Origin of the sequence: Streptomyces sp. NBC_01446 (assembly GCF_026340095.1) — a bacterium.
In the GTDB taxonomy this organism is placed as follows: Bacteria; Actinomycetota; Actinomycetes; order Streptomycetales; family Streptomycetaceae; genus Streptomyces; species Streptomyces aureus.
In genome coordinates, this window is record NZ_JAPEPO010000001.1 from 4738289 (window position 1) to 4761534 (window position 23246).

The 23246-nt window shown below is 71.2% G+C and carries 18 protein-coding genes and 1 riboswitch; of the genes, 16 read left to right on the plus strand and 2 right to left on the minus strand.

All coding sequences use genetic code 11. From position 1 onward, the window contains the following. Nucleotides 1-271 precede the first annotated feature (271 nt). The 4 genes from OG456_RS21330 to OG456_RS21345 all read left to right on the plus strand — a co-directional run bounded on the left by OG456_RS21330 (nucleotide 272) and on the right by OG456_RS21345 (nucleotide 8222). Nucleotides 272-1060, plus strand: a complete 789-nt coding sequence (locus OG456_RS21330; protein ID WP_266563339.1) for an ABC transporter ATP-binding protein — start codon at nucleotides 272-274, stop codon at nucleotides 1058-1060. Then, nucleotides 1057-3636 carry an ABC transporter permease gene (locus tag OG456_RS21335; protein WP_266563341.1) on the plus strand — a complete coding sequence of 860 codons (2580 nt, stop codon included), beginning with the start codon at nucleotides 1057-1059 and terminating at the stop codon, nucleotides 3634-3636. Before OG456_RS21330 ends, OG456_RS21335 begins: the two co-directional genes overlap by 4 nt. 215 nt (nucleotides 3637-3851) lie before the next feature. Next, nucleotides 3852-7382 carry a transcription-repair coupling factor gene (gene mfd, locus OG456_RS21340; RefSeq protein WP_266563343.1) on the plus strand — a complete coding sequence of 1177 codons (3531 nt, stop codon included), beginning with the start codon at nucleotides 3852-3854 and terminating at the stop codon, nucleotides 7380-7382. Nucleotides 7383-7508: 126 nt separating this feature from the next. Continuing rightward, nucleotides 7509-8222 (plus strand): HNH endonuclease family protein, encoded by a 714-nt coding sequence (locus OG456_RS21345; RefSeq protein WP_266563345.1) that lies wholly within the window; start codon nucleotides 7509-7511, stop codon nucleotides 8220-8222. 14 nt (nucleotides 8223-8236) lie between these two features. On the opposite strand, the gene OG456_RS21350 is transcribed toward OG456_RS21345, so the two are convergent. Together OG456_RS21350 and OG456_RS21355 are read right to left on the minus strand one after the other, a co-directional pair. After that, complete coding sequence (locus OG456_RS21350) at nucleotides 8237-9001, minus strand: hypothetical protein (RefSeq protein WP_266563347.1); 765 nt, start codon at nucleotides 8999-9001, stop codon at nucleotides 8237-8239. A 59-nt stretch (nucleotides 9002-9060) separates the two neighbouring features. Beyond that, entirely contained in the window at nucleotides 9061-9558 is a 498-nt protein-coding gene (locus tag OG456_RS21355) for a hypothetical protein (RefSeq protein ID WP_266563353.1), read from the minus strand. A gap of 199 nt (nucleotides 9559-9757) precedes the next feature. On the opposite strand from OG456_RS21355, the gene OG456_RS21360 reads away from it, so the two are divergent. From OG456_RS21360 to OG456_RS21415, 12 genes are all read left to right on the plus strand, one after another. Beyond that, nucleotides 9758-11851 (plus strand): N-6 DNA methylase, encoded by a 2094-nt coding sequence (locus tag OG456_RS21360; protein ID WP_266563355.1) that lies wholly within the window; start codon nucleotides 9758-9760, stop codon nucleotides 11849-11851. A 112-nt stretch (nucleotides 11852-11963) separates the two neighbouring features. Further along, the gene (locus tag OG456_RS21365; protein WP_266563357.1) at nucleotides 11964-12611 is read left to right on the plus strand and encodes a hypothetical protein; all 648 of its coding nucleotides are present in this window, start codon (nucleotides 11964-11966) and stop codon (nucleotides 12609-12611) included. Between the two features lie 50 nt (nucleotides 12612-12661). Then, nucleotides 12662-14146, plus strand: a complete 1485-nt coding sequence (locus OG456_RS21370) for a serine/threonine-protein kinase (protein WP_266569368.1) — start codon at nucleotides 12662-12664, stop codon at nucleotides 14144-14146. 147 nt (nucleotides 14147-14293) lie between these two features. Further along, complete coding sequence (locus OG456_RS21375; protein WP_266563359.1) at nucleotides 14294-14974, plus strand: SurA N-terminal domain-containing protein; 681 nt, start codon at nucleotides 14294-14296, stop codon at nucleotides 14972-14974. Nucleotides 14975-15007: 33 nt separating this feature from the next. Next, entirely contained in the window at nucleotides 15008-16000 is a 993-nt protein-coding gene (locus OG456_RS21380) for a nucleoside triphosphate pyrophosphohydrolase (RefSeq protein ID WP_266563361.1), read from the plus strand. Nucleotides 16001-16058: 58 nt separating this feature from the next. Next, a complete protein-coding gene (locus tag OG456_RS21385; protein ID WP_266563363.1) occupies nucleotides 16059-17336 on the plus strand; it encodes a cytochrome P450 in 1278 nt (425 codons plus the stop codon). A 139-nt stretch (nucleotides 17337-17475) separates the two neighbouring features. Next, nucleotides 17476-18462: a transglycosylase family protein gene (locus OG456_RS21390; RefSeq protein WP_266563365.1), complete on the plus strand. Its 987-nt coding sequence runs from the start codon at nucleotides 17476-17478 to the stop codon at nucleotides 18460-18462. A 124-nt stretch (nucleotides 18463-18586) separates the two neighbouring features. Further along, nucleotides 18587-18803: riboswitch (cyclic di-AMP (ydaO/yuaA leader) on the plus strand. Nucleotides 18804-18807: 4 nt separating this feature from the next. Further along, nucleotides 18808-19488 (plus strand): transglycosylase family protein, encoded by a 681-nt coding sequence (locus OG456_RS21395; protein WP_266563367.1) that lies wholly within the window; start codon nucleotides 18808-18810, stop codon nucleotides 19486-19488. A gap of 312 nt (nucleotides 19489-19800) precedes the next feature. Then, nucleotides 19801-21087 carry a phosphopyruvate hydratase gene (gene eno, locus OG456_RS21400; protein ID WP_116512577.1) on the plus strand — a complete coding sequence of 429 codons (1287 nt, stop codon included), beginning with the start codon at nucleotides 19801-19803 and terminating at the stop codon, nucleotides 21085-21087. 103 nt (nucleotides 21088-21190) lie between these two features. Continuing rightward, a complete protein-coding gene (locus tag OG456_RS21405) occupies nucleotides 21191-21679 on the plus strand; it encodes a septum formation initiator family protein (protein ID WP_266563369.1) in 489 nt (162 codons plus the stop codon). 82 nt (nucleotides 21680-21761) lie between these two features. Continuing rightward, on the plus strand, nucleotides 21762-22292 hold the full coding sequence (locus tag OG456_RS21410; protein ID WP_266563371.1) for a DUF501 domain-containing protein: 531 nt from the start codon (nucleotides 21762-21764) through the stop codon (nucleotides 22290-22292). After that, nucleotides 22289-23233: a Ppx/GppA phosphatase family protein gene (locus OG456_RS21415; RefSeq protein ID WP_266563373.1), complete on the plus strand. Its 945-nt coding sequence runs from the start codon at nucleotides 22289-22291 to the stop codon at nucleotides 23231-23233. Before OG456_RS21410 ends, OG456_RS21415 begins: the two co-directional genes overlap by 4 nt. The last annotated feature ends 13 nt before the right edge of the window (nucleotides 23234-23246 follow it).

The window sequence follows — 23246 nt, forward strand, 5'->3', positions numbered from 1 at the left end:
AGCGTGACTGCGCAGGAAGGTGGAGCGAACCCTGAGAAGAGCTCCACCGTTGGGTGGACTGCCCCTAGGGGGACCTCCGTACTGCGGACAGGGGACGGTTCGTACCCCCGGAGGACGAGAGGGGTGGGGGGTTCTTCCTACCTTCAAGGGGTGGGGTTTTCCCCCGGGAAAGAGGGTGACCTCCACCAGGGCGCCCGGGCCCCCCTCGCCAGCAGACTGAAGCGCGTCGCACACACCTGACATTCCGCATGACCGACATAGGAGACTTACCGTGACAACGGCTGTGACCATTCCCAGGACCGGGGGCACTGGAGGGCAGACGGCCGTCGCCGCGCGGGCGCGGCAGGTCGTCAAGGCCTATGGCTCGGGCGAGACCCGGGTCGTCGCGCTCGACCACGTCGATGTGGACATCGCCCGCGGCGGGTTCACCGCGATCATGGGCCCCTCGGGGTCCGGCAAGTCCACGCTCATGCACTGCCTCGCCGGGCTCGACAACGTCACGTCGGGGCAGATCTACCTGGACGAGACCGAGATCACCGGCCTCAAGGACAAGAAGCTCACGCAGCTGCGCCGGGACCGGATCGGCTTCATCTTCCAGGCGTTCAACCTGCTGCCGACGCTGAACGCGCTCGAGAACATCACGCTTCCCATGGACATCGCGGGCCGCAAGGCGGACAAGCAGTGGCTGGACCGCGTCGTGCGGACCGTGGGCCTGGCCGAGCGCCTGAAGCACCGGCCCACCGAGCTCTCCGGCGGACAGCAGCAGCGCGTCGCCGTGGCCCGCGCACTCGCCGCCCGGCCGGAGATCATCTTCGGTGACGAGCCGACCGGAAACCTGGACTCCCGCGCCGGCGCCGAAGTGCTCGGCTTCCTGCGGCAGTCCGTCGACGAGCTCGGCCAGACCATCGTGATGGTCACCCACGACCCGGTCGCCGCCTCGTACGCGGACCGGGTGCTGTACCTCGCGGACGGCCGCATCGTCGACGAGATGCTCCGCCCCACCGCGGACGCCGTCCTCGACCGCATGAAGGACTTCGACGCGCGGGGGCGCACGTCATGAGTGCGAACACCGTGATGAAGACCTCCCTGCGCAACTTCTTCGCGCACAAGGGACGCATGGCCCTCTCGGCCGTCGCGGTCCTGCTGTCGGTGGCGTTCGTGTGCGGCACGCTCGTCTTCACCGACACGATGGACACGACGTTCGACAAGCTGTTCGCGGCGACGTCGTCCGACGTGACCGTCAGCCCGAAGGCCGCCAAGAGCGACGGCAGCGACACCGGGCGCCCCGAGTCGCTGCCGGCCTCCGCCCTCACGCAGGTCGAGCGGGCGGACGGCGTCAAGTCGGCCGAGGGCGCGGTCAGTTCGATGAACGTGACCGTCGTGAACGCGGACAACAAGAACATGGGCTCCGAGAACGGCGCTCCCACGATCGCGGGCAACTGGACGCACAACGACCTGCGTTCCATGGACATCACCTCAGGCCACGCCCCGCGCGGGCCCACCGAGGTCATGGTCGACTCCGACACGGCGAAGAAGCACCACCTGAAGATGGGCGACGAGCTGCGCACCATCGCCGCCACCGGTGACTTCAGGGCGAAGATCGTCGGCATCGCCTCCTTCAAGGTGACCAACCCCGGTGCCGCCGTCGTCTACTTCGACACGGCCACCGCCCAGCGCGAACTCATCGGCCGGAGCGGCCGGTTCACCCAGATCAACGTCGCCGCCGCCACCGGCGTCAGCGACAGCGTCCTCAAGAAGAACGTCGCGGCGTCCCTCGACGGCCCGTACAAGTTCCAGACGCAGAAGGAAGCCGCGGACGCCAACCGCAAGGACGTCGGCGAGTTCATGGACGTCATCAAGTACGCCATGCTCGGCTTCGCCGGGATCGCCTTCCTCGTCGGCATCTTCCTGATCATCAACACCTTCTCCATGCTGGTCGCCCAGCGGACCCGCGAGATCGGCCTGATGCGCGCCATCGGGTCGAGCCGCAAGCAGGTCAACCGCTCGGTCCTCGTCGAGGCGCTGCTGCTCGGCGTCTTCGGGTCGGTCATCGGCGTCGGCGCGGGCGTCGGACTCGCCGTCGGCCTGATGAAGATGATGTCCGCGGCGGGCATGGACCTGTCCACCGACGATCTGACCGTCCAGTGGACGACCCCCGTGGTCGGGCTGCTCCTCGGCATCGTCGTCACCGTCTTCGCCGCCTACGTTCCGGCTCGCCGCGCGGGCAAGGTCTCGCCGATGGCGGCCCTCAGGGACGCCGGCACCCCCGCCGACGTCAAGGCCGGCCTGGTCCGCGCCCTGATCGGTCTCGTCCTCACGGGCGGCGGCGGCTTCGCGCTCTACACCGCCACGCAGGCCGCCGAGGCGAGCGAGGGTTCCCTGTGGCTCGGCGTCGGCATCGTCGCCACGCTCATCGGGTTCGTCGTCGTCGGACCGCTGCTCGCGGGCGGTGTGGTGCGCGTCATCAGCGCCGTGCTCCTGCGGATGTTCGGCTCCGTCGGCCGCATGGCCGAGCGCAACGCGCTGCGCAACCCGCGCCGCACAGGCGCCACCGGCGCGGCCCTGATGATCGGTCTGGCGCTCGTCGCCTGCCTGTCCGTCGTCGGCTCCTCCATGGTCGCCTCGGCCACCAGCGAGCTCGACAGGTCCGTCGGCGCCGACTTCATCATCGAGGGACAGAACGGGCTGAAGCCGCAGGCCGCCGAGGCCCTGAAGAAGGCGGGTGAGTCGGGGTATGTCTCCCACGTCACAGAGGTCAAGTACGTCAAGACGGAGCTGACCACGCCGGGCGGCACGAAGGAGGACGAGGAGCTCGTCGCCGCGACGCCCACGTACGCCCAGGACCTGCGGCGCGAGACGACCGCCGGTGAGCTGTCGGCGGCGTACGGGAAGAACGCGATGTCGGTCGGCTCGGAGTTCGCCGAGAAGAACCACCTCAAGGTCGGCGACACCATGAACGTCGCGTTCGAGCGCGGCCGTACCGCCGACCTGAAGATCGCGGCGATCACGTCGGACGACACCACGTTCGACAAGGGCGCGATGTACATCAACCTCACGACCGCGAAGCAGTACCTGCCCGCCGACCGGTTGCCGCTCAACGGGATGATGTTCGCCAAGGCGGACGCGGGCAAGGCCGACCAGGCCTACAAGGCGCTGAAGTCGTCGGTCGCGTCCGACCCGACGGTCCACGTCAAGGACCAGACCGACTACAAGCAGACCCTGAAGGACCAGATCGGCCAGCTCCTCAACATGATCTACGGCCTCCTGGCCCTCGCGATCATCGTGGCGGTCCTGGGCGTCGTGAACACGCTGGCCCTGTCCGTGGTGGAGCGCACCCGCGAGATCGGCCTGATGCGGGCCATCGGCCTCTCGCGCCGGCAGCTGCGCCGCATGATCCGCCTGGAGTCGGTGGTCATCGCCCTCTTCGGCGCCCTCCTCGGCCTCGGCCTGGGCATGGGCTGGGGCGCGACCGCCCAGAAGCTCCTCGCCCTGGAGGGCCTGGACGTCCTGGAGATCCCCTGGCCGACGATCATCGGCGTCTTCGTCGGCTCGGCCTTCGTGGGCCTGTTCGCCGCCCTGATCCCGGCGTTCCGGGCGGGCCGGATGAACGTACTGAACGCGATCGCCACGGAGTAACTCAGCGCGGCGATGCGAACGGGGGAACGAGGCCGACGGCCCCGGAGTGTCCTTCCCGGACACTCCGGGGCCGCCGTGCGCCCTGGGGGCCATGCATGTGATCCGTGAATGATCCGCACGCGGGTGTCGGCGGCGCGTCGTAGTCTGGAAGACCCCCGGCCCGTTCGACGTGTCGGGCGGTTCGCGTTGCCCACTCCCCGGGATGGAAGCCCTTCATGAGCCTGCACGGTCTGCTGGACGCCGTAGTACGAGACCCGGCGCTCGCCGAAGCGGTGAAGGCCGCCACCGACGGGCACCGCCCCCACGTCGACCTCGTCGGCCCGCCCGCCGCGCGGCCCTTCGCGGTGGCCGCTCTCGCGCGGCGGACCGGGCGGACCGTGCTGGCCGTGACCGCCACCGGGCGGGAGGCCGAGGACCTGGCCGCGGCGCTGCGTTCGCTGCTGCCGCCGGACGGCATCGTCGAGTACCCCTCGTGGGAGACGCTCCCGCACGAGCGGCTCTCCCCGCGCTCCGACACCGTGGGCCGCCGCCTCGCCGTCCTGCGCCGCCTCGCGCACCCCCGCACCGACGACCCCGAGACCGGCCCGGTCTCCGTCGTCGTCGCCCCCGTCAGGTCCGTGCTCCAGCCGCAGGTCAAGGGGCTCGGCGACCTGGAGCCCGTGGCGCTCAACACCGGACAGAGCGCCGATCTGAACGAGATCGTCGAGTCGCTGGCCGCAGCCGCCTACTCCCGGGTCGAACTCGTCGAGAAGCGCGGCGAGTTCGCCGTGCGCGGCGGCATCCTCGACGTCTTCCCGCCGACCGAGGAACACCCCCTGCGCATCGAGTTCTGGGGCGACGACGTCGAGGAGATCCGCTACTTCAAGGTCGCCGACCAGCGCTCCCTGGAGGTCGCCGAGCACGGCCTGTGGGCGCCGCCCTGCCGTGAGCTGCTGCTCACCGACGAGGTGCGCGAGCGCGCCGCCGCCCTCGCCGAGGAACACCCCGAGCTGGGTGAACTCCTCGGCAAGATCGCCGAGGGCATCGCGGTCGAGGGCATGGAGTCCCTCGCCCCGGTCCTCGTCGACGACATGGAGCTGCTGGTCGACGTGCTGCCCGCGGGCTCCATGGCCGTGGTGTGCGACCCGGAGCGGGTGCGCACGCGCGCGGCTGACCTGGTGGCCACGTCGCAGGAGTTCCTCCAGGCGTCGTGGGCGGCCACGGCCGGCGGCGGCGAGGCCCCCATCGACGTGGACGCGGCGTCCCTGCGGTCCATCGCCGACATCCGCGACCGGGCCCGCGAGCTGGACATGATGTGGTGGTCGGTGTCCCCGTTCGCGGCCGACGAGGAGCTGGGCTCGGACACCCTGAAGCTCGGCATGCACGCCCCGGAGACGTACCGCGGCGACACCGCGCGGGCGCTCGCCGACACCAAGGGGTGGTTGTCCGACGGCTGGCGCACCGTCTACGTCACCGAGGCGCACGGCCCCGCCGCCCGCACCGTCGAGGTGCTCGGCGGCGAAGGAGTCCCGGCCCGCCTCGACCAGGACCTCACCGAGCTCACCCCGGCGGTCGTGCAGGTCTCCTGCGGCTCCATCGACTACGGCTTCGTGGACCCGGCCCTGAAGCTGGCGGTCCTCACCGAGACGGACCTGACCGGCCAGAAGGCGGCGGGCAAGGACGGCCAGCGCATGCCGGCCCGCCGCCGCAAGACGATCGACCCGCTCACCCTCGAGTCCGGCGACTACATCGTCCACGAGCAGCACGGCGTGGGCCGCTACATCGAGATGGTGCAGCGCACGGTCCAGGGCGCGACCCGCGAGTACCTCGTCGTCGAGTACGCGCCCGCCAAGCGCGGCCAGCCCGGCGACCGCCTCTACATCCCCACCGACCAGCTGGAGCAGATCACCAAGTACGTCGGCGGCGAGGCCCCGACGCTGCACCGGCTGGGCGGCGCGGACTGGACGAAGACGAAGGCCCGCGCGAAGAAGGCGGTCAAGGAGATCGCCGCGGACCTGATCAAGCTGTACTCGGCGCGCATGGCGGCGCCCGGCCACTCCTTCGGCCCGGACACGCCCTGGCAGCGCGAGCTGGAGGACGCCTTCCCGTACGTGGAGACGCCCGACCAGCTCACGACCATTGCCGAGGTCAAGGAGGACATGGAGAAGACGGTCCCGATGGACCGCCTGATCTGCGGCGACGTCGGCTACGGCAAAACAGAGATCGCTGTTCGCGCAGCCTTCAAGGCCGTCCAGGACGGCAAGCAGGTCGCGGTCCTCGTGCCCACGACCCTCCTCGTCCAGCAGCACTTCGGCACGTTCTCCGAGCGCTACTCCCAGTTCCCCGTGAACGTACGGGCGCTGTCGCGCTTCCAGACGGAGACCGAGTCGAAGTCCACCCTGGAAGGCCTGCGCGACGGGGCGGTCGACATCGTCATCGGTACGCACCGCCTGTTCTCCTCCGAGACGAAGTTCAAGGATCTCGGCCTCGTCATCGTCGACGAGGAGCAGCGCTTCGGCGTCGAGCACAAGGAGCAGCTGAAGAAGCTCCGCGCGAACGTCGACGTCCTCACGATGTCCGCGACCCCCATCCCCCGTACGCTCGAAATGGCCGTCACCGGCATCCGCGAGATGTCGACGATCACCACGCCGCCGGAGGAGCGCCACCCGGTGCTCACCTTCGTGGGCCCGTACGAGGAGAAGCAGATCGGCGCGGCCGTCCGCCGTGAACTGCTGCGCGAGGGCCAGGTCTTCTACATCCACAACCGCGTCGAGTCCATCGACCGCGCGGCGGCCCGCCTGCGCGACATCATCCCCGAGGCGCGCATCGCGACGGCCCACGGCCAGATGTCCGAACAGGCCCTGGAACAGGTGGTCGTGGACTTCTGGGAGAAGAAGTTCGACGTCCTCGTCTCGACGACGATCGTCGAGTCGGGCATCGACATCTCCAATGCGAACACGCTGATCGTCGAGCGCGGCGACAACTTCGGCCTCAGCCAGCTCCACCAGCTGCGCGGCCGCGTCGGCCGAGGCCGCGAGCGCGGTTACGCGTACTTCCTGTACCCGCCGGAGAAGCCGCTGACCGAGACCGCGCACGAGCGTCTCGCCACCATCGCCCAGCACACGGAGATGGGCGCGGGCATGTACGTGGCGATGAAGGACCTGGAGATCCGCGGAGCGGGCAACCTGCTCGGCGGTGAGCAGTCGGGCCACATCGCGGGCGTCGGCTTCGACCTCTACATCCGCATGGTCGGCGAGGCGGTGGCCGACTACCGGGCCGCCGTCGAGGGCGGCGTCGAGGAGGAGCCGCCCCTGGAGGTCAAGATCGAGCTCCCGGTCGACGCGCACGTCCCGCACGACTACGCGCCGGGCGAGCGGCTCAGGCTGCAGGCCTACCGCGCCATCGCCTCCGTGAACACGGAAGCGGACGTCAAGGCGGTCCGCGAGGAGCTCACCGACCGCTACGGCAAGCTGCCCGAGCCGGTCGAGAACCTGCTGCTCGTCGCCGGTCTGCGCATGTTCGCGCGGGCGTGCGGCGTCGGCGAGATCGTCCTCCAGGGCAACAACATCCGCTTCGCCCCCGTGGAGCTGAGGGAGTCGCAGGAGCTTCGCCTCAAGCGCCTCTACCCGGGCACGGTCATCAAGGCGGCGGCGCACCAGGTGCTCGTCCCGCGCCCGAAGACCGCGAAGGTGGGCGGCAAGCCGCTGGTCGGACGCGAACTCCTGGGCTGGGTCGGGGAGTTCTTGACGTCGATCCTCGGTTCGTAGAGTCTCGCGGGCCGGGAGGGGCGGCGGGAAGGCGACTGCTTCCGCGCGCCCCGGTGCGCCCGGGTGACGGGCGCGCTCACCCGATACGGTGACACCGAAACCGGACTAGCAGGGGGGAGCGTCGTGATGCGAGGCGCTGGGCGGGCCGTCGCCGCCGTACTGGTGACCGTGGCCGCCGCCACCGGATGCACCGTGGAGCAGCAGGGCGAGTCGGGGTCCGGGCCCGAGTACAAGGCGGGCGGTGCGCTCGACGCCGTGAACTCGCTGACCGTCAAGGGGCGGGCGCCCAAGACCGGTTACGACCGGGGCCGCTTCGGCAGCGCCTGGGCCGACACCGATTCGAACGGCTGCGACACCCGGGACGACATACTCAAGCGGGACCTGACGGGGGTGAAGTTCCGCGACGGGCGCTGCACGGTCGTGTCGGGGACGCTCGCGTCCGACCCGTACACCGGCAAGGAGATCGCGTTCGCGCGTGGCCGCAGTCAGGTCGACATCGACCATCTGGTGGCCCTCTCCGACGCCTGGCAGAAGGGCGCCCAGAAGTGGGACCCGAGCAAGCGCATCGCCCTGGCCAACGACCCGCTCAACCTCCTCGCGGTCGACGCGGGCCCCAACCGCAGCAAGGGCGAGGGCGATACGGCGACCTGGCTGCCGCCCCGCAAGGGGTACCGGTGCACGTATGTCGCCGGGCAGGTCGCCGTGAAGAAGAAGTACGGGCTGTGGGTGACGGCCGGTGAGCGGGACGCCATGAAGCGGGTGCTGTCGACCTGCCCGGACCAGGCGCTGCCCACGGGCGGCAACCCGACGTCGGCGCCGGAGCGCTTCCACGCGCGCTGACCCCTCAGGCCCGGTCAGCCGCCCATCTTGTCCAGGTCGACGATGTCCTTGTCGGCCGGCGGCGCCGCCTCGACCGGCTTGTCGTAGTCCGAGAACGTGAGCGCGGCCGGCTCCTTGGCGGACTTGGTGACGAGCTTGAGCACGTACGGCTTGCCCTCGGTCGCGACGTAGAGCGTGTACGTGTCCTTGCCGTCGGTCTCGGTGACCGTGAACGCGGGGGTGCCGTCGACCGTCGTCGCCCTGCCCTTGCGGGCGAGGGTGTCATTGCTCTTGAACTCGGCGAGCATCGAGTCGAGGTCGCAGAAGTCCGCCATGTCCTTGGCGTCGGGGCTGTCCGCCTTCGACTTCATCCAGCGGCCCGCGAGCATCTTCACGACGGCGTCGGTGTCCGCCTTGGACTCGCCCTCGCTCTGCGCGCGCAGGAACGCCTCGTCGGACTTGAGGTAGATGGTCGGGCCGGTCTTGATCAGGTCGACCTTGCCCTGCCCGTTCATGCCCATCGAGCCGGTGCACTCGCCCTTCTTGTCGAGGGCGACGTCGAGGGTGATCTGCCCGCCGTCCCCGTCGGCCGCGTTGCCCTTGATGGTGAGGGACGAGGCGCCGCGGGTGGCCTTCATCGCCTTGTTGGCGATCTGCGGTCCCGACAGGTCGGCGAAGGGGGCCTTGGGCTTGTCGCCCGGGCCCGCGGCGTCACCGGGGCCGCCGGTCCCGCACGCGGTGAGCGAGAGGGTGGCCGTGACGGCGGTGAGGCAGAGGGCGGCAAGTGTGCTGCGACGCATGGGAGTTCTCCCCCGGGAAGTGGTTGAGGTGGTGGAGGCGGAGCGGTGGTGCACGGCCGTCAGAAGTTGCCGTTGGTGATGATCTCGCCGTTGGCGTCGTAGACCGTGACGAGGCCGTTCTTGCTGTCCTTCCAGTCCGCGAACGCGGAGGCGATCAGCTTGGAGGGGCCGGAGCCCTCGCCCATCAGGCCGCCGGTGAAGTCGGTGTAGACGTCGGCGCTGTCGAGGATGTCGTTCTGCTGGTCGGCGCCCTGGACCTTGAGGACGTGGGCGACGGCGTCCTTCTCCTTGGGCGTGCCGTTCTTCGCCACGAAGGCCTTGAACTGCTCGGCCTGCGAGGCCTTCGAAGCGCCCTTGTCGCCGGCGTCGGACTTGGCGGCGTCGTCGGCCTTGCCGGCCTTGTCGCCGGGGCCGCCCGCGTTCTTGTCCGCGGCGGCGGAGGTGCCGCCGCCGTTCCCCCCGTTGTCGTTGCCGCCGTCACCCGAGTTCGCCGATACGACACCGATGACGACGATCCCGACGACTGCACCCAGCGCGACCTTGGTCTTCATGCCCATGGCTGATCCCCCCAACAGAAGGCGGCCCCTCGATTCCGGCGACCGCTTGTTTCGATGGGTCAATAAGAGCAGAGCTTGTGAACCGAGTCAACACGATTCACGGGATCGAGTGTGTACACGCTCGTGAATGGGGTGCTTACGTGTTCGCGGGTATGCTCGGCGCCACAGTCATGTGGGGGAGCTGAGGGGAGCACGCCGGGTGCAGGACAACGCCACAGAAGTGACCGCGGCCGGGATCGCCCGGCTCGCGGGGGTCGGCCGCGCCGCCGTCAGCAACTGGCGCCGCCGCCACCCCGACTTCCCCAAGCCCGTCGGCGGGACCGAGACCAGCCCCTCCTTCGCCCTCACCGACGTCGAGAACTGGCTGCGCGAGCAGGGCAAGCTCGCCGAGGTCCCGCTGCGTGAACGCGTCTGGCAGCAACTCGCCGGGCACCCCGCGGGCCCCGGCGTCGCGCTCCTGCACGCCGGCTGCGCACTGCTCCTCGTGCACGACCGGCCCACCGACTGGCTCGAACTCGCCGCGGTCTCCGACGAGCACCTCGCCCAGCGCCTCCCGGCCGCCCTCGACGACGTCCTGAACCGCCGCTTCGGCCCCCGCGACGAGCGCGCCGTGAGCCTGCCCGACACCGGGCTCCCGCCCTCCGTCCCGCTGCTGCGCGGCGCCGCCGAACTCGCCGCGGAACTGGGCGCCCGCCAGACGTACGAGTTCCTGCTCGGCCGTCATCTCGACGCCAACCCGCGCCAGTACACGCTCACGCCCGCGGGCCCCGCCCAGCTCATGGCCGCCCTCGCCGGACCCGCCCGCACCGTCCTCGACCCGGCCTGCGGCACCGGCGCCCTGCTGCGCGCCGTGCGCGACCTCTCACCCGAGCCGGACCAGCGCCTCTACGGCCAGGACAGCGCCCCCGACCTCGCCGCCCTCACCGCGCTCCGTCTCGCGCTCGGCACCCCGGCCGCCGACGGCGCCACCGTGCGCACCGCGGCCGGCGACACCCTGCGCGCCGACGCGTTCCCCGACGTCCGCGCCGACGCCGTGCTCGCCCACCCGCCGTTCAACGAACGCAACTGGGGCCACGACGAACTCGCCTACGACGCGCGCTGGGAGTACGGCTTCCCGGCCCGCACCGAGTCCGAACTCGCTTGGATCCAGCACGCGTTGGCCCGCCTGCGCGACGGCGGCACCGCCGTCCTGCTGATGCCGCCCGCCGCCGCCTCCCGCCGCTCGGGCCGCCGTATCCGCGCCGACCTGCTGCGCCGCGGCGCCCTGCGCGCCGTGATCGCCCTGCCCGCGGGCTCTGTCCCGCCCAACAACATCCCGCTGCACCTGTGGGTCCTGCGCAGGCCCGGCGCCGCCACACCGCCCGCGCCGGAACTCCTCCTAGTCGAGACGACCGGGGGCGGCCCGGCGGGCTCCGGCGACGGACGCGACAGGCTGCCGTGGGAGCAGGTCCAGCAGGCCGTGCTCGACGCCTGGCGGCCCTTCGACCGCGACGGAACGATCGAGGAACTGCCCGGCGTCGCCCGCTCCGTGCCCGTGATCGAACTGCTCGACGACGAGGTCGACCTCGCGCCCGCGCGCCGGCTGCCGCCTCCGGCCGTGGGCGGCGGCGCCGAGGAGCTCGCCGCGGTCCGCACCCGCCTCGGCGACACCCTGCGCCTCACCGCCGACCGCGCCCCCGACACCCCGCCCGCCCTGCGGAGCCCGGCCCGCTGGCCCCAGACGACGGTGGGTGAACTCGCCCGCGCGGGCGCCCTGTTGCTGCGGACCGCCACGGCGGTCGCAGCGGCATCGGGGCCCGCCACCGGCGGTTCCGCGCGCGTGCCCGTCCTCACCGACCACGACGTCCTCGCCGGCACCGCACCCTCCGGCTCACCCCAGGGCGGCGACGAGGAGCCCGTACTCGTCGAGGCGGGCGATGTCATCGTGCCGCCGGCGGGTGGCGGGGCGGTCGTCCGCGTCGTCGACGAGGCCACCGCGGGCGCCGCGCTCGGCCGCGGCCTGACCCTGCTGCGCCCCGACCGGGCCGCGCTCGACCCCTGGTTCCTCGCCGGGTTCCTGCGCGGTACCGCCAACAACCGGCAGGCCAGCAGCTTTGCGTCCACCGCGACGCGCCTGGACGTGCGCCGTCTCCAACTCCCGCGCCTGCCACTCGCCGACCAGCGCCGCTACGGCGAACGCTTCCGCGCCCTGGCCGGGTTCGAGGACGCCCTGCGCCAGGCCGCGCGTCTCGGCGAACAACTCGTGCGGGGCCTGCACGACGGACTGACGGACGGCACACTCGGCCCCGAGTGACGCGTTTGACATCCGTACGACAACGGTTCCGTACAACCCGGCGCGGGTTGTCGGAGTCGGCCTATACGCTCGACACACAAAGGATCCGCCAGCAGGAGCAGCAGGAGAAACCATGCACGGCCAGGGCTACATGCCACCGCCACAGCGCCCGTCGCATGGCGTGCAGATCGCGTTGCGCGTCCTGTTCGTGGCGCTCGCCGTGCTGAGCATCGGCTTCCTCGCGTGGGCGGCGCTCCTGCGCCTCGCGCTGACGACGCGCAGCAGGACGGACTGGATCATCTTCGCGTCCGTCGCCGCGCTCCAGGCCGGCACGGTCGCGCTGCTCGCCACGGACCCGGGCGTCGACGACTTCACGACGTGGCGGGGCGACGCGGGCATGATGATGCTTCTGGTCACGCTCGCCGGAGTCGTCTTGTACTACCTCGTCGCCGACATCCTCCACTGCCGCAAGGGGCGCCTCGGGTTCTACGGCGGCTACGCGAGCGGGTACCAGCCGCAGCCGCTCCAGCAACCCCCGCTCCAGCAGCCCGCGTACGGGTATCCGCAAGCGCAGCACTACGCGCCGCCCACGCCGCGGCCCGCGCCGCCTTCGACGCCGCCCGTGCACGACCAGCTCACCCAGACCGCGGGCCAGGCCCCCACGCCCGTGCCCACCCCCGCCCCGCAGCCCCAGGCGCCGCCGCCCCACCGCATCGACCAGGTCCGCGCGGAGCTCGACGAACTCAGCGACTACCTGCGAAAGCAGGAAGGCGGACGGTGACCCACCCCCTGAACGCGTCCGGTGGACAACTCGTCGCCGGGCGCTACGAGCTGTCCACCCTCATCGGCCAGGGCGGCATGGGCCAGGTCTGGACGGCGTACGACCAGCGGCTTGACCGGCGCGTCGCCGTGAAGCTGCTGCGCCCCGACCGCGTCGCCGGCCAGGAGGCCGACGAGCTGCGCCGCCGCTTCGTGCGTGAGTGCCGCGTCACGGCCCAGGTCGACCACCCCGGCCTGGTCACCGTCCACGACGCGGGCACCCAGGGCGAGGACCTCTACCTCGTCATGCAGTACGTGGACGGGGCCGACCTCTCCGACCACCTCGCCGAGCACGACCCCTACCCGTGGCAGTGGGCGGTCTCCGTCGCGGCCCAGCTGTGCGCCGTCCTGTGCGCGGTGCACGCCGTGCCGATCGTGCACCGCGACCTCAAGCCGCGGAACGTGATGGTCAAGCAGGACGGCACCGTCACCGTCCTCGACCTCGGCGTCGCCTCCGTGCTCGACACCGACACCACCCGCCTCACCCACACCGGCTCCCCCATCGGCAGCCCCGCCTACATGGCGCCCGAACAGGCCATGGGCGGCGCGGTGGGCCCCTACACGGACCTGTACGCGCTCGGGGTGCTGCTGCACGAACTCCTCAGCGGAGACGTCCCGTTCGCGGGCTCCACCGCCCTCGGCGTCCTGCACCGCCACCTCTACGAGCCGCCCCTGCCGGTCCGCCGCCTGCGCCCCGAGGTCCCCGAACCCCTGGAGGCGCTCGTCCTGCGCCTGCTCGCCAAGGACCCGCAGCACCGGCCCGCCTCCGCGCAGGAGACGTACGAGGCACTGCTCCCGCTGCTGCCCGCGCGCGGCGTACCGAGCGGCGGTCCCCTCGACCCGACCCGCCCCTTCCTGCGCCCGCACGCCCCCTGGCCCGACCGCGCCCGCACCCCCGCCCCGCAGCCCGCCGCGCCCACCCCCCACACCGACAAGCCGGACGTCGCGGGCGCCGTCGACGAGGTCAAGCGCCTGCTCGGCGAGGGCCGCATCACGCAGGCCGTCGACATCCTCGGCGCGATCCTGCCCGCCGCCGCGGCCCAGCACGGCGAGCACTCACCGGTCGTCCGGACCCTGCGCAAGCAGTACGCCGCGACGCTCATGGACGACGGCCAGTACCGCCGTGCCCTGCCCGAGCTGCGCCACCTCGCCGACGAGCGCTCCGCCGAGGCGGGCCAGGCCGACCCGCAGTCCCTCCAGTTCCGCTACGAGGCCGCACAGTGCCTGGAACAGCTCGGCGAACCGGCCGCCGCGCTCGCCGAATACCGGGCCCTGCTCCCGTACTACGAGAACCAGTACGCGACGACGGACATCACGCTGCCCCTCGAAGTCCGGCGCCGCATCGGCCACTTGCTCCTCGCGCTCGGCGACCGGGCCGCCGCGCACGACACCCTCGTACGACTCCTGCACGACGCGGAGCGCCTCCACGGGCCGGGACACCCGTTCCCGGCCGAAATCCGCCGCACCTTGCAGTGGCTGGGGCAGGTCCGGGGCTGAGCCGGGGCGGGCCGGACGCGGGGGAGTGCCTCAACTCCCGGCGAATCGTTGGGTCGAATAGGTGGCCGAGAGCTCGGCCACTGCCTAACATCGATCACCGCCGGACTTTGTGCACCGACGCACAAACTCTTCGCAGGGAGGCCCACCTTGCATCGCCGCAACAGCCGCCGCACCGCGCTCGTCCTCTCCGCCGCCGCCGTAGCCGCGGTCCCCCTCCTCACCGCCTGCGGCGACGACGCGCATCCCGGCGCCGCGGCCGTCGTGGGCAGCGACCGCATCACCGTCTCCCAGCTGGAGAACCGGGTGAACGAGGTGCGTGACGCCCAGCAGACCGCCACCAAGGACGACCAGCAGTACGAGCAGGCCATCGCCAAGTCCGGCAGCCTCACCCGGAACACGCTGCACTCCATGGTCTTCGACCGGGTCCTGCACCGCGCGGCCGCCGACGCGGGCGTCAAGGTGAGCCGCAGGCAGATCCAGGAGCGGCAAGCCGCGATGGCGCAGCAGGCCGGCGGCGTCCGGCAGATGCAGCTCGCCCTGCTCGAGCAGTACAACATCGCGCCCGAGCGCATCGCGGACAGCGCCCGCACCGATCTCGAGGTCATGGGCCTCGCGCAGAAGGTCGGCGCGAACATGCAGTCCCAGTCCGAGAGCGACCAGGCCCCCTTCTGGAAGGCGCTCGACCAGGCCTCCAAGGAGCTGAACGTCGACCTGAACCCGCGCTACGGCACCTGGGACATCGCCAAGAGCCACGGCCGCGCCGACGCGAAGACGCCGTGGGTGCGCGAGGTCACCTCCCCGAAGACGGGGGACGAGCAGACGGCGTAGGGCACGGCAGGCGGCCTGGGTTACGTTCGAGGCGTGAACGCCGAGAACGCACCCAACGCCGCCCCGACCGGCCGCATCGTCCTGCTCACCACCAGCCACCGCGTCGCGCCCGGCCTGCTGTCCTGGTCGGCCTGGCAGCTCCTGCACGCCGCCGACGAGGTGCTGTGCGCCGACACCGCGCACCCGCAGCTGCCGTATCTGCGGGAGGCCGGCATCGAGGTGCGGGAGGCGGCGCCGACGGCCCACGAGCTCGTCGACGCCTGTGCCGGGGGCCGCACCGTCGTGGTCGTCGCCACCGCCGAGGGCGACCGGCGCCTGACCGACGGCCTGGCCGCGCTCGCCGGCTCGGGCCGTGTCGCGATGCCCGACCTGGAACTGCTCCCGGCCTCCTACGACCTGCCGGGCGCCCGCCTCCTCGACCTGGTCCAGGTCATGGACCGCATCCGCCGCGAGTGCCCGTGGTCCTCGCAGCAGACCCACAAGGGCCTGGCGAAGTACGCGATCGAGGAGGCGTACGAACTCGTCGAGGCGATCGAGGACGGCGACCGGGACGAGCTGCGCGAGGAGCTCGGGGACGTGCTCCTCCAGGTCGTCTTCCACGCCCGGATCGCCGAGGAGGCCTCCGGTGAGGAAGGGGACGAGGCGTTCTCCGTGGACGACGTCGCCGGCGGCATCGTCGAGAAGCTCATCCACCGTCACCCGCACGTCTTCGGCGACGACACGGCGCTCACCCCGGAGGACGTGAAGGAGCACTGGCTGCGCACGAAGGCCGTGGAGAAGCAGCGCGAGTCCGTCACGGACGGGGTGCCGGTGGGACAGCCCGGCCTCGCGCTCGCGGCGAAGCTGGGATCCCGGGTCCGCACGGCCGGCCTCGACGTGCCGGCGCCGGGCGGCGAGGGCGTCGGCTACGAACTGCTGGCGCTCGCCCTGAGCGCCGAGGCCGACGGCGTCGACCCGGAAGCGGCACTGCGGGCGGCGGCCCGCGCGTACCGGGACGCGATCCGGGCGGCGGAGGGGCTGGCCTAGGTCGTGCCGGCGGCGGGGTCCGGCGGGAGGGGCGTCCCGCGCCGGATACCGTCGAGGCGTGACCGACAAGCCCGCGCAGCGCACCGCTCCCGAACTCTTCACCTGGGAGTTCGCCACTGATCCGTACCCTGCCTACGCCTGGCTGCGCGAGCACTCGCCCGTTCACCGCACGACGCTCCCCAGCGGTGTCGAGGCCTGGCTGGTCACGCGGTACGCGGACGCGAAGCAGGCGCTGGCCGACCAGCGCCTGTCCAAGAACCCGGCGCACCACGACGAGCCTGCGCACGCCAAGGGCAAGACCGGCATTCCGGGCGAGCGCAAGGCCGAGCTGATGACCCATCTGCTCAACATCGACCCGCCGGACCACACCCGCCTACGCCGCCTCGTCTCGAAGGCGTTCACCCCGCGCCGGGTGGCCGAATTCGCCCCCCGCGTCCAGGAGTTGACGGACCAGCTCATCGACGGGTTCGCCGCTGAGGGCGAGGCCGACCTGATCCACGACTTCGCCTTCCCGCTCCCCATCTACGCGATCTGCGACCTCCTGGGCGTCCCGCGCGAGGATCAGGACGACTTCCGCGACTGGGCGGGCATGATGATCCGCCACGGCGGGGGCCCGCGCGGGGGCGTCGCACGTTCCGTCAAGAAGATGCGCGGCTATCTGGCCGAACTCATCCACCGCAAGCGCAACGACCCGGGCGACGACCTCATCTCCGGCCTCATCCGCGCCTCCGACCACGGCGAGCACCTCACGGAGAACGAGGCCGCCGCCATGGCTTTCATCCTTTTGTTCGCAGGGTTCGAGACCACGGTCAACTTGATCGGCAACGGCACGTACGCCCTGCTCACCCACCCCGAGCAGCGCGAGCGGCTCCAGCGGTCGCTGGCCCCCGGCGCCGACGAACCCGGCCTCCTGGAGACCGGAATCGAGGAACTCCTGCGCTACGACGGCCCCGTGGAGCTCGCCACCTGGCGCTTCGCGACCGAACCGCTGACCGTCGGAGGGCAGGACATCGCCGCCGGTGACCCCGTCCTCGTCGTACTCGCCGCCGCCGACCGTGATCCGGCGCGCTTCGACGAGCCCGACACCCTCGACCTCTCCCGGCGTGACAATCAGCACCTCGGATACGGGCACGGCATCCACTACTGCCTCGGCGCCCCTCTCGCGCGCCTCGAGGGGCAGACCGCCCTGGCGACGCTTCTGACGCGCCTTCCGGACCTGCGACTCGCGGGGGATCCTGCCGATTTGCGCTGGCGTGGCGGGCTCATCATGCGGGGATTGCGCACGCTTCCGGTCGAGTTCACGCCGCATCGGGAGGGCTCGGACGAAGCCTCGTGACTGACGGTCCGTCAAGACTGTGACTTTCACGTGATCTCGGCTGCATCGACTTGTGACAAGCGTTCGACTCCCGCTACGTTCACCAGTCATCGCGGCACCACCCGCCGCAGCATTCCCCGAGCCCCCGAAAGGCGCCTCCATGCTCACCGGGAACGGTCGTCACCGTCGCCCCCGCCAGGCTCCCGCGCTCATCGTCGCCGCGGGAGTGGCCGGCTCCGCCATCGCCATCCCCCTGCTCGGCGCGACCAGCGCGAGCGCCGCGTCGACGGCCACGTGGGACAAGCTCGCCGAGTGCGAGAGCGGCGGCTCCTGGAGCGCCGATCCGGGCAACGGCTATTACGGCGGGCTCCAGTTCTCGCAGGAGACCTGGGAGGACTACGGCGGCCTCGACTTCGCGCCGCGTGCCGACCAGGCCAGCCGCTCGCAGCAGATAGCCGTCGCCGAGAAGGTCCTCGCCGACCAGGGTCCGCGGGCGTGGCCGGTCTGCTCGGTCACCTCGGGCCTCACGACGGACGACGCGGCGGCCAAGGTCGATCCCGGGGCGGCCCTGCCGACCCCGTCCGCGTCCTCCGGCGACTCCGGCAGTGACGACGCGGCGAACGGCGACACCACGAAGGACGACGCGAGCGACGAGCCGGCGGACTCCTCGTCCTCGGGTGCGAAGGACGACTCCCGAGAGAAGAATCACGACCAGTCGGGTGATACCGCGGGTAATGCTGCGGATGACTCCAAGGGCGACAAGTCCGGCCATGACGGCTCGACTTCGACCCCCGGCGCGCCCTCGCCGGAGGCCTCCGGCAGCTCGGACTCCGCCACTCCGCCCGCCTCCGGCCGGCACCGCGGCGGCGCCGCCGCGGACGACGCCACGGGCTCCTCGCGCGCCGACGACAGCTCGGGCCGCCACGCCTCGCGCGGTGGTGAAAGCGGGCGCAAGGAAGCGAATACGGACGAAGGCGCCTATACCGTGCGCGCCGGCGACAACCTCTGGGATATCGCCGACACCCATGACGTGGACGGCGGATGGGCCGCTCTGTACGCCGAGAACAAGAAGACCGTCGGCGCCGATCCCGACCTCATCCTTCCTGGTCAGAGTCTGGATCTTGGGCTCGAATCGGGCGAAAAGTAGCGGCAGTTCGGGCTTATTGTCCGCTTTGGCGAGAGTGAGAGATGGGTCTCAAAGGCCCTGATCGTCTTTGAAATTAGGGCGATCCGCTGCTTACGGTCATCACCGCTCGCCACAGCGGGCCCCGTCGGATGTCACGCCGAATCCTGCCAATGTCCGTACGGGAACAGTCGTCGCGTAAGCGCCGTAGGCAGGAGCGGGGGACCCAAGGTAAGTGCCGGCCCCGGCCGTTGAGAGACGGCCGACCGACCGGCTTGGGGTGAAGTCGCACGCAGGACGTGCGACCGGGCACTCATCCGGCCCGAACCCGACAGCTCACCTCGTAGGCGTCGGTGAGGGGATCTCTCGATGCTGTTTTCCAGCAAGGGCAAGCACCGCCGCCCGTCCAAGGCCGTCCGTGTCGCCACGCTCGCCGGTGTCGCCGGTGCCGCTGTCGCCGTCCCGCTGATGGGTGCCACCGGAGCCTCCGCCGCCACCGCCTCCGAGTGGGACGCGGTCGCGCAGTGCGAGGCCGGCGGCAACTGGTCGATCAACACGGGCAACGGCTACTACGGCGGCCTCCAGTTCTCCTCGTCCACCTGGGCCGCGTACGGCGGCACCGCCTACGCCTCCACCGCCGACAAGGCCTCCAAGGCGCAGCAGATAGCCGTCGCCGAGAAGGTCCTGGCCAGCCAGGGCAAGGGCGCCTGGCCGAGCTGCGGCGTGGGCCTGTCCGCCGCCTCGACCGGCTCCGCCCCGGCCGCCACCCCGAAGCCGGAGCGCAAGGCCGAGCAGCCGACCACCCGCAGCCAGGAGCGCACGGCGCCTGCCGCCCCGAAGCAGGAGTCGAAGAAGACCGTCGAGACCCCGGCCGGCAAGAAGGTCGAGAAGGGTGACGGCGAGTACAAGGTGAAGGCCGGCGACACCCTCAGCACCATCGCCGAGGCGCACCACACCAAGGGCGGCTGGGCGAAGCTCTTCAAGCTGAACAAGGACATCGTCGAGGACGCCGACCTGATCTACCCGGGCCAGCAGCTCCACCTCAAGTGAGTAATAGAGGAGAGCGGCAGCCCTCAGGCCGCTCGGGTACCGGCTTTCGGCGGACGGCCGGTACCACGCCCCCCAAGGACTCCCCGCCCCGGGTGCGCATTCCCCCGTCGCACCCGGGGCGGGGTTTTGGTGCGTGAGGGGTCCTGGGCTTTCGTCCGTTGTCGGCCGCGGCTTTTTGTTCCGTTCGGAAACAATTCGCTCTCGGTTTGTCCACGGGCCGGTCGGTCGGCCGGTTTGAGCCCCGGAGCCGGTTAGGCTCAGGTGTTGCCGGACCATGCGGCCCGGCGTAGTTGCGTCACATCCCAGAAGGAGATGCTCGTGCCGTCCATCGACGTCGTCGTAGCCCGGGAAATCCTGGACTCCCGAGGCAACCCCACGGTCGAGGTCGAGGTCGGCCTCGACGACGGCAGCACCGGTCGTGCCGCTGTCCCGTCCGGTGCGTCCACCGGCGCGTTCGAGGCCATCGAACTCCGCGACGGTGACCCGAACCGCTACCAGGGCAAGGGTGTCGAGAAGGCCGTCCTCGCCGTCATCGAGCAGATCGGCCCGGAGCTCGTCGGCTACGACGCCACCGAGCAGCGCCTGATCGACCAGGCCATGTTCGACCTGGACGCCACCGACAACAAGGGCTCGCTCGGCGCCAACGCCATCCTCGGCGTCTCCCTCGCCGTCGCGCACGCCGCCTCCGAGGCCAGCGACCTGCCGCTGTTCCGCTACCTCGGCGGTCCGAACGCGCACCTGCTGCCCGTCCCGATGATGAACATCCTCAACGGTGGGTCGCACGCCGACTCCAACGTCGACATCCAGGAGTTCATGATCGCGCCGATCGGCGCGGAGTCCTTCTCCGAGGCCCTTCGCTGGGGCGCCGAGGTCTACCACACCCTCAAGAAGGTGCTGAAGACCAAGGGTCTGTCCACCGGCCTGGGCGACGAGGGCGGCTTCGCCCCGAACCTCGGCTCGAACCGCGAGGCCCTCGACCTCATCGTCGAGGCCATCAAGCAGGCCGGTTACGTCCCCGGCGAGCAGATCGCGCTCGCGCTCGACGTCGCCGCGTCCGAGTTCTACAAGGACGGCAAGTACGAGTTCGAGGGCAAGTCCCGCTCGGCCGCCGAGATGACCGAGTACTACGAGGAGCTCGTCTCCGCGTACCCGCTGGTCTCCATCGAGGACCCGCTGTACGAGGACGACTGGGCCGGCTGGAACGTCATCACCGAGAAGCTGGGCGACAAGGTCCAGATCGTCGGCGACGACCTCTTCGTCACCAACCCCGAGCGCCTCGCCCGCGGCATCGAGGAGGGCTCCGCCAACGCCCTGCTCGTCAAGGTCAACCAGATCGGTTCGCTGACCGAGACCCTGGACGCCGTCGAGATGGCCCAGCGCAACGGCTTCAAGTGCATGATGTCCCACCGCTCCGGCGAGACCGAGGACGTCACCATCGCCGACCTCGCCGTCGCGGTGAACTGCGGCCAGATCAAGACCGGCGCCCCGGCCCGCTCGGACCGCGTCGCCAAGTACAACCAGCTCCTGCGCATCGAGGAGATCCTCGACGACGCCGCGGTCTACGCCGGCCGCAGCGCTTTTCCCCGCTTCAAGGGCTGAGCACGCCCTTAGGGCACTGCCTTAGGAAGCGTCGTACGTACGTCCCCGCACCCGGTCCCGTACCGTGTGCGGGGACGTACGCACGTAAAGGGGAGGCGCGAACATGGCCGGGAGAGTCCGGGACAGGGACCGTGACCGGTTCTCCACCGCGACCCGGCTGCGTCTGCTCGGCGAGCAGACCGCCGAGCGCGTCTACCGCTCCCAGACCAGACGCCAGGCCCGCCGCTCCCGCCTCACCGGCCGGGCGGCACTCCTGGCCCTCGTCCTGTGCACCCTGGTCGTCGCGCTCGCCTACCCCATAAGGCAGTACGTCTCCCAGCGCGGGGAGATCGCCGACCTTCAGCGCCGGCAGCAGGAGGCCCAGAGCAGGGTCGACAGGCTGCGTGACGAGAAGGCACGCTGGCAGGACGACTCGTACGCCGAGCAGCGGATCCGCGACCGGCTCCACCTGGTGATGCCGGGCGAGACCGGCTACGTCGCGCGTGACCCCGACGCGGCGAAGCGCACCCGCTCCGAGGGGGACGCGAAGGGCCGGCCCTGGTACTCGAACGTCTGGGACGGCGTCGACAAGGCCGACCGCCCCGACGACTGACCCGCCCTCACCGAAGCCCGAAGCCCCGAACCCCGAACCCGCAGTACCCCCACCGAAGTTCACTGAAGGAAAGCCCCCAGGCATGGACACGCCCCCGCCCCAGACCGAGCCGACCGCGCCCACGGATGCCGACATCCAGGCGTTCAAGGAGCAGCTCGGCCGCCCGCCGCGCGGCCTGCGGGCCATCGCGCACCGCTGCCCGTGCGGCAACCCGGACGTGGTCGAGACGGCGCCGCGCCTCGAGGACGGCACGCCCTTCCCGACGACGTACTACCTCACGTGCCCGCGCGCCGCGTCCGCGATCGGCACGTTGGAGGCGAACGGCGTCATGAAGGAGATGACGGAGCGCCTTCAGACGGATCCGGAGCTCGCGGACGCGTACCGCAAGGCGCACGAGGACTACATCGCGCGCCGCGACGCCATCGAGGTCCTCGAGGGCTTCCCGAGCGCGGGCGGCATGCCGGACCGGGTGAAGTGCCTGCACGTCCTGGTCGGCCACTCCCTGGCCGCGGGCCCGGGCGTGAACCCGCTCGGCGACGAGGCCATCGCGATGCTGCCCGAGTGGTGGGCGAAGGGTCCCTGCGTGTCGGCCGCGCCCGAGGAGAGCGAGTGACCAGGGTCGCCGCCGTCGACTGCGGCACGAACTCGATCCGGCTGCTCGTCGCCGACGCCGACCCCGCCACGGGTGAACTCGTCGAACGGGACCGCCGCATGACGATCGTGCGGCTCGGGCAGGGCGTGGACCGCACGGGACGCCTCGCGCCCGAGGCGCTGGAGCGCACCTTCGCGGCCTGCCGCGAGTACGCCGAGGTCATCAAGGCGCACGGCGCCGAGAAGATCCGGTTCGTGGCCACGTCCGCGTCCCGCGACGCCGAGAACCGGGACGACTTCGTGCGCGGGGTCATGGACATCCTGGGCGTCGAGCCCGAGGTCATCACCGGTGACCAGGAGGCCGAGTTCTCCTTCACCGGCGCGACGAAGGAGCTGACGGGCCGGGCCGACCTCGACAAGCCCTACCTGGTCGTGGACATCGGTGGCGGCTCGACGGAGTTCGTCGTCGGCGAGGACACGGTTGTGGCCGCGCGCTCCGTCGACATCGGCTGCGTCCGTATGACGGAGCGCCACCTCATGGGGGAGGACGGCCAGGTCACCGACCCGCCGACGCCCGCGCAGATCGAGGCCATCCGCGAGGACATCGTCGAGGCCCTCGACCTGGTGACGCAGACCGTCCCGCTGACCGCGGCCCGCACCCTCGTGGGTCTCGCCGGTTCCGTGACGACGGTCGCCGCGCTCGCGCTCGGCCTGACCGAGTACGACTCGGTGGCCATCCACCACTCCCGTATCTCCTACGAGCGCGTCGCCGAGCTCACGGACTGGCTGATGGCATCCACGCACGACCAGCGCTCCCTGAACCCGGTCATCCACCCGGGCCGCGTCGACGTCATCGCCTCCGGCGCGCTGGTGCTGCGTCTGATCATGGAGTGGATCGGCGCCAAGGAGGTCGTGGTAAGCGAGCACGACATCCTCGATGGGATCGCCTGGTCGATCGCCTAGCCCGTTCCCGGCC